A 1,491-nucleotide genomic window follows, 5' to 3' on the forward strand; every position below is an offset into this window, starting at 1 on the left:
CGCGGCCGCCCTGGACATGTCTCCCGGCAGCGTCGGCACCACAGTGCGACGCGCCGAATCCGCCCTTCGCAAGGAGTTGAAGAGCCATGCGTCATCCGACTGACGGCACCCTGCGCCGGCTGCTCGACGAGCCCGCCGGCGTGGCCGACACAGACCGCGCGCACGTCGCCGACTGCCCGGTCTGCCTCACCCAGCTGACCACCGTCCGCGAGGACGCCGCGCTGACCGCCGCGTTCTTCGAGGCCGGCGAGCCCGCCGACGTCGACGCCGGATGGTCCCGGCTGTCCCGGGCGATGCAGGCCGAGAGCCCGCACCCGGTCGCCGCGCCGGCCCGCACCTCCCGCTGGCGGGCCGCGCTGCGCAGCCCGGTGATCGCCGTGGTCGGCGTGATCGCCGTGCTGGGCGGCGCCGGCGCGGCGGCCGCGGCCGACTGGATCCCGATCTTCCGGACCGAGACGATCGCGCCGATCACGCTCAGCAAGTCCGACCTGGTCGGGCTGCCCGACCTGACCGCGTACGGCGACGTGAAGCTGATTCAGCAGCCCGACGTCCACGCGGTCGACGACGCGACGGCGGCGCAGAAGGCGACCGGGCTCACCCTGCCGCGGTTGAGCGAGTTGCCGCGCGGCGTGGTGGGAGATCCCACCTACCAGGTCGCCGGCAAGGTCACCGCGCAGTTCACCTTCTCTGCCGAGAAGGCGGCGCAGACGGCGGCGGCCATGGGCAAGTCCCTCCCGGCGGTGCCGCCGGGCCTGGACGGCAGCCAGTTCCGGCTGAGCGCCGGCCCGGGCACCGCCGCGGTCTGGGGCGAGGGACGCGGCGTACCCGCACTGATCGTGGCCCGGGCGGTCGCACCCACCGCGTACTCCTCGGGGGTGCCTTTCCCGACCGCCGTCGGATACCTGTTGTCGCTGCCGGGCCTGCCCGAGAACGTGGCCTCGTCGCTGCGCAACTTCACCGGTGACGGCACGACGCTGCCGCTGCCGGTGAACTCGACCTACCTGACCGCCCGCACCGCCGACGTCGGTGGCCGCACGGCCACGGTGCTCAGCTCGCGGGACGGCGTGATGGCCGGCGTGGTGTGGGTCAGCAACGGCGAGGTCACCGTGGTGGCCGGGTCGATGAGCGGCGACGAGGCCCTCGCCGTCGCGCGGGAGCTGCGGTGACCGGCGAGGCGGCGGTCGAGGCCGCGCGGCAGCTGGTCACCCAGCTGCCGCCGGCGGCCGCGGTGTGGTGCTCGGGCCTGCGCAAGCGGTACCGGCGGCAGCAGGCGGTCGACGACGTGTCGTTCACCGTCGGGCGCGGCGAGGTGGTCGGCCTGCTGGGCCCGAACGGCGCCGGCAAGACCACGGTGATCAAGATGCTGCTCGGCCTGGTCCGGCCGGACGCCGGCGAGGTGCTGCTGCTGGGTCGCCCGGCCACCGACCCCCGATCCCGGGTACGCGTGGGCTACCTGCCGGAGCTGTTCCGCTACCAGCCGTGGCTGACCGC

The 1,491-nt window shown here is 74.7% G+C and carries 2 protein-coding genes; both read left to right on the forward strand.

The features are described 5' to 3' along the window. Positions 1 to 86: 86 nt before the first annotated feature. Positions 87 to 1,166 (forward strand): hypothetical protein, encoded by a 1,080-nt coding sequence (locus tag AB0M20_RS43070; RefSeq protein WP_364307229.1) that lies wholly within the window; start codon positions 87 to 89, stop codon positions 1,164 to 1,166. Beyond that, positions 1,163 to 1,491 (forward strand): ATP-binding cassette domain-containing protein (locus AB0M20_RS43075; protein WP_364307231.1); only part of this gene is annotated, 329 nt, incomplete at its 3' end. The genes AB0M20_RS43070 and AB0M20_RS43075, both read left to right, overlap by 4 nt.

It is taken from the genome of Actinoplanes sp. NPDC051633 (genome assembly GCF_040681735.1).
Taxonomy (GTDB): Bacteria; Actinomycetota; Actinomycetes; order Mycobacteriales; family Micromonosporaceae; genus Actinoplanes.